Origin of the sequence: Sulfuricurvum sp., assembly GCF_022759005.1 — a bacterium.
Taxonomy (GTDB): domain Bacteria; phylum Campylobacterota; class Campylobacteria; order Campylobacterales; family Sulfurimonadaceae; genus Sulfuricurvum.
The window spans coordinates 1-5,782 of record NZ_JAEMQA010000070.1 but is presented as its reverse complement, the minus strand read 5'-3'; the positions used below and the strand labels follow the sequence as shown (position 1 = coordinate 5,782).

Annotated in this window: 3 protein-coding genes; all 3 read right to left on the bottom strand. The window is 37.4% G+C overall.

Going from position 1 to position 5,782, the window contains the following annotated elements:
* Positions 1-260 precede the first annotated feature (260 nt).
* From JHC35_RS04625 to JHC35_RS04615, 3 genes are read right to left on the bottom strand one after another with little or no spacing between them, the layout of a single operon-like run.
* Entirely contained in the window at positions 261-3,296 is a 3,036-nt protein-coding gene (locus JHC35_RS04625; RefSeq protein WP_295042464.1) for a CusA/CzcA family heavy metal efflux RND transporter, read from the bottom strand.
* Position 3,297: 1 nt separating this feature from the next.
* Positions 3,298-4,359 (bottom strand): efflux RND transporter periplasmic adaptor subunit, encoded by a 1,062-nt coding sequence (locus JHC35_RS04620; protein WP_295042462.1) that lies wholly within the window; start codon positions 4,357-4,359, stop codon positions 3,298-3,300.
* Positions 4,359-5,609: a TolC family protein gene (locus JHC35_RS04615; RefSeq protein ID WP_295042460.1), complete on the bottom strand. Its 1,251-nt coding sequence runs from the start codon at positions 5,607-5,609 to the stop codon at positions 4,359-4,361. Before JHC35_RS04615 ends, JHC35_RS04620 begins: the two co-directional genes overlap by 1 nt.
* Positions 5,610-5,782: the final 173 nt, after the last annotated feature.

The window sequence follows — 5,782 nt, the reverse complement described above, 5'->3', positions numbered from 1 at the left end:
GCAGTTAACCTTTATCTCCAGTGACTCTCACTGTTGCACTTATGACTTGAATTGGAGTTAAATTTTGGGAATGACGGTTGTACCATTTTGAATCTTTTACAACTCCTTGTGAACATCATATTGAAGCTCACTCCCAGTCAGAAGCTGATGATATTGCTAAGAGACGATCTTTTTTGATACCAAGAAGTTTGAACATCGCTATAGATATTTTAGCGAAGCTTCTGAGATATACGCTCTCAATAACTGACAAACGAACATACTTAATATTTTTTTATTTTTACAAACCTTAACAAAGGTGGCATTAGTATTAGGAGTATAAAAGTCCCAATAAGCATTCCTCCAACTACAACTATTGCAAGAGGTTTTTGAACTTGAGAGCCGACACCTGTAGAGAGCATCGCAGGTAATAATCCAATCGATGCTGTAAGTCCTGTCATAAGAATTGCTCTGAATTTATCAGAAGCAGTTTGCGTAATTGCATCTTCCATAGGAACGCCGTGTTCTTGATGCAGCTGCAAGTAATGGATAACAAAGATGGAAGCATTGAGTATGCTAACGCCCAAGATAGAGATAAATCCTACTGATGCTGAGACACTTAGCGACTCATGAAAGAGCAGGAGAAATGAAAGTCCGCCAAATACTGAAAACAGAGCTGCTGTAAGGATAACAACCGTATTCTGAATAGATCCAAAATAGACGAACAAGACCAAAGTAATCAAGAATAGTGATGCCGGCGCCATTATTTTTAGTCGTCCAAATGCACTTTGCATCTGTTCAAAACGTCCTGAGAGTGTCGTCAGATAGCCTTCAGGCATTTTTATCGTGTTGATTGCAGTTTGTACTTTGGCAACTGTTCCAGCCAAATCATTAGAAGCAACCGCAAATTTGATAGGGATAAATCGTTTGAAATTTTCACGATAAACAAAAGAAGCTCCAGTATCGTAATAAATCTTGGTTATTTTTGAAAGAGGAATAATTCTGCCATGATCCAAAATGATAGGAATCTCTTTAATGTTTTCTATGCTTTTACGGTATGCACTAGGAAAGCGGACCACGAGATCAAAACGTTTGTCTTGCTCAATAATTTTGGTTATCGCTCGACCATCCAGTGACGAAGAGACTATATCCATTAAATCAACGACATCTACTCCGTATAAAGCGGCTTGTTCACGATCTACTTCAATAATCAAATTTGGCTGTCCGGTCTCTTTAAAAATGCCGACATCTGTGACACCATCTATTTTTTTGATTTTATTTTCGACTTCTTTTGCTAATCGATCAAGTATATAAAGATCATCGCCAAAAATCTTGACAGAATTTTCACCTTTGACTCCTGACATTGCTTCAGCTAAATTATCTTCGATGTATTGTGAGACACTTATATCTGCACTGGGAAATCTGGTTTCAAGCGCTATTCTAACTTCCTTTTCGAGTGCTTCTTTGGTAATACCGCGATGCCACTCTTTATAATCTTTAAGTTTTACAAAATATTCTGTATTAAATGGTCCGGTGGGATCAGTCCCGTCTTCAGGACGTCCGGCTTGAAACTGAACAGTCTGTACTTCAGGATATTTACGCAAAATGTCACGGATTATTTTTGAGTTTTCATAGCTTTTGTTCAGACTGATTGAATATGGGAAAATAGCACGTATATATAGGTTCCCCTCATCCATTTTAGGTAAAAACTCGGCACCGAGAATATTTGCAATCAAGAGTGTCAGAACCAATATGGCACCGGTCGCCATAACAGCAATTTTACTTGTAATACGAGAAATAATTTTCATATATTTTATTTTTGCCCAAACTAAAAACGGTAAGACTTTTTCATGCGAATGAAGTAAAAAAGTATATTTACTTGCAAGAAGAAAACTAAACGTCAAGAATGTGGCGAAACCGATTGCGTATACGTATGTTTTTGCCATTGGAAGAAAAATTTGTGATTCTGCCCCCTTCATCGCGAAAAGTGGGATAAATGCAAGAAAGATTATTAGAATTGAAAATAGAATCGGCTTACCGACTTCGGCTGCTGTTTCCTGGATCGCAGGGATATGTTGTCGGCCTTGATGTTTGAGACGAAAATAGTTTTCGATTACAATCAATGGTATGTCTACAATAATCCCAAAGTCAATGGCTCCTAATGAGAGTAAATTCGCCGATTCTTGCTGATTGGCCATAAGCGCGAGTGTATAAAGAAGAGACATTGGGATAATAGCTGCTACAATAAATGCTGCACGTAAATCGCCTAAAAATAAAAGAATGATGACAAAAACCAAAATCATTCCAGTCGATGCTGTCTCTTTAAGTTTATCAACAACGGTATGAAGTAGATCCTGCCGATCGTAAAAAGGGACAACTTTAATGTCTTTTGGAAGAACTCCATTATTTAGCTCATCGATTTTTTTATGCAACTCATTCATAGCAGATACACTTGGTGCATTCTTGCGCAAAACAACAACACCCATAACAACATCATCAGCCCCATTGAGCCCGACGATCCCTGTGCGTGGCATACTGGAAATGGATGCATCCGCAATATTTTTAACATAAATCGGACGATCATTTATTGTTGTAACAATTGTATTTTCGATATCACTGATTGTTTTAATCAGCCCTATTCCACGAATCGTATAATATTGATCTCCAAATTCCAATACTCGTCCGCCAACATTGACATTACTATTAGACAGCGCTTGGATAACACTGCTTAATGGGATTTTGTATTTAATGAGGTCATTTGGACGTACTACTACAGAATAAGCTTTTATCGTTCCCCCATAACTCCCTATATCAGCAATATTGGGAACAGTTTTGAGATAACGCGATACAACCCAGTCTTGATAAGTGCGTAATTCGCTCATACTGCGATTTCCAACTATACGATAGCGCATAATTTCACCGATCGCGTTAGGGGTAATTTGAGGAGATACATCAGCTGGAATATCGCTTTGTGCTTGTGCAAGACGGTTTAGGACTTCTTGGCGAGCATCTTTATAGGAATCATTATAAGAGAATTTACACTTAATATCAGACAATCCATACAAGGAAACACTGTTAATATTTTCTAATCCGGGCATTCCGGCTAGAGCTATTTCCAAAGGAGTCGTGATTTGTTTTTCTATCTCTTCAGCAGAATGTCCTTCATCGGTAGTAACAACTTCCAAAATCGGAGGAGCAGGATCGGGGAATGCTTCAATGTTAAGATCACGAACTACAACTATACTTACTACGACGGTTATGACTGTAAATAATAATACAGCTAAAAAGTTATCTATGAAAAAATCAGCAAGCCGGCGCATATTATTCTTTCTCCAAAGCGATAGCTTCGAGAGCAATTTGAGTATTAGCAGTTATCCCTTTGACAAGAGAAAAATCATCTTTTGGATCATCGCTGATGAGCTTAACATTCAGGGGAACAAACCGGTTTTTATTTTTTATAAAAACAATAAATTTGCCTTCTTTAAAAAGCAATGATTTTTTTGGTATACGGAAAACATCTTTTATGTCAGTACTTACAGAAATATTAACAAACATATTTATACGTAGCTGTGGAACATCAGTTGAAGGCTGAATATAGACTTTATTTGTTTTATTTTCAGGATCAAGTACATCACTTATATAAGTTACTGTTCCTTTGATCGGTGTAGCTTCGTCATTATCCAACTTTATATCCACTTGTTTACCTACATAAAAAGCAGAAAGGTCTTTTTCATACACAGTTGCAACCACAATTTTTTTATGAGTATCGGCAATTTTCATTAGGGGTTGTGCTGTATCATTGCTTATCTTTTCTCCCAAATGTGTCCCAATTTCATATACAACACCATTTATCGGAGAATGTAGTGTCAAAGTCTGATCAGAAGAGGCGCCATAATAATTGAGTTTTTGCGACAGTCCTTTTTCCGTTGCTTCAGCTTGCTGAAGATTGCTTAAAGAGAGTGCAAGGTCATTGGCCGTAATAGCACCTAGTTTGAATAGTTCCTGATTCATAGTATAGGATTGCTTTGCCTGCATATAGGCTGCTTTTGCTGATAATCGGTCACTATGTACGTCACTCACGTCAGAAGATCGTATGGTGATTAGTGGAGAATTTTTGGATATTTTTTCGCCGATGGCTACGTGAATCTTACTAACAGTTCCGGTAACGGGAGCTGTAATCGATACAATCCCATCAGGTGCGGGTTGAATGGACGCCGTAGCCAATATTTGAGTAGTAAAAGTACCGAATTGCGGTGAAACCATAGCAATAGCCGGCACCGCGGATTCGACTACTTTTTGAGTAGATGATTGGTGTTGTTTATCACAACCGGTGAGCATAAGGAAACCTACTGCGCACGAAATAGTAAAGTATAGAAAACGCATTAATATCCTTTTGAATCGATAAGGGGTAATCCTGAATAGAGTTTCAGGTTGGCCAAAGCAATGTGCAACTCGACAATCGATTTTGTCATGTTTGTTTGATACTCACGATAGCTTTTTTGCGCATCTAAAAGTTCAAGAATGGAAATTCCCTTGAATGCAAATATTTTTTCTTGTTTTTCTTTTAATTTTCTTGCTGATTCAAATCCGCGTTGCATAGAAGCATAGATGTCCAGTTGTGACTGATAGTGAATATATGCCTGTCGAACTTCCGAAGCAGCTTGATATAAAATTTTCGATTTTTGCGTTGCAGCTTGAAGAGTTGTTATGCGAGCCTTTTGAATGGCTCCTTGATTGCGATCATAAATGGGTAAAGGGATTGCAACGCTAATGCCCACAAGAGGATTAGAATATGTCGGTGCATAATTTTCCATTTCTATACCGAGAGTAAGATCTGGAATTGAATTAGCTTTTTCAAGTTCAACCGAAGCATTGGCAACTTTGATATTTTGTTGCGCAGCTAAACAATCGGATCGATTTTGTTGTGCGTTTAGGATAAGTTCATCTACCGATTTTGAAAAATCTTCCGGTAAAACCAATGGAGACAAAGTCACATCTTTAACATTCATAGAAAGTAAAAAGGCTAAGGCTTCCATATCGGAAGATAGTGCAGCTTTGTAAGCATTAACATCATTCTCATAATCAATCGCTTGTAATTGAAGTTTTTCAAAATCCATCTGACTTAAAAAACCATGATCAAGTTTGGCTTGCGCAATAACGAGTAAATCTCTGAAATCATGACTATTGGCAATTGCATTTGTCAAATCTGCTTCATCGGCCTGCACTTGATAATACGCATTTATTAAAGTAAAGAATTGTTTTCTTTTTGTTTCTTCAAATAATACGTTCGCATAAGAAATACCTTCATTAGCTGTTTCAATTCTGTGGGCTCGTTTTCCACCTAGCTCAATTGGATAATCAATATGAAGTATTGTTGATGCAGCCGATGCAGCAGATGTATCACTCAAATGGTGCATAACATCTAAAGAATTATAGGATCCGGAAAGTATTGGATTAGGATGGAGTTGCGCCGTTGTTAAATCTGCTTTAGATTTATCAGCTTCTTGTCGTGCGATTTGAAGATCAAAATTGTTCTTAACAAATTGATTAATTGCTGTCTCTATAGTGAGTGTTGCGCCAAACAAGTTTGGAACCATAAAAAGTAGCAAGGTACTTAATCGAGATAAATACAAATATTAATCCTTTAAAATCATATTTAGACTCCTCTGAATTTTTTAGAAGTAGCCCATATTAGAGTTTCGCCAATTCAAGCCATAAGTGCAACACCTATGCTTTTTAACTTGCTTCCGGAATCTTACCATAAAACACTTCATAAGGTGTCTTGAATCCAAGACACTTTCGTGGT

Coding starts and splice junctions, on each gene's coding strand:
- JHC35_RS04625 (WP_295042464.1), bottom strand. CDS start 3,296: ATGCGCCGGCTTGCTGATTTTTTCATAGATAACTTTTTAGCTGTATTA.
- JHC35_RS04620 (WP_295042462.1), bottom strand. CDS start 4,359: ATGCGTTTTCTATACTTTACTATTTCGTGCGCAGTAGGTTTCCTTATG.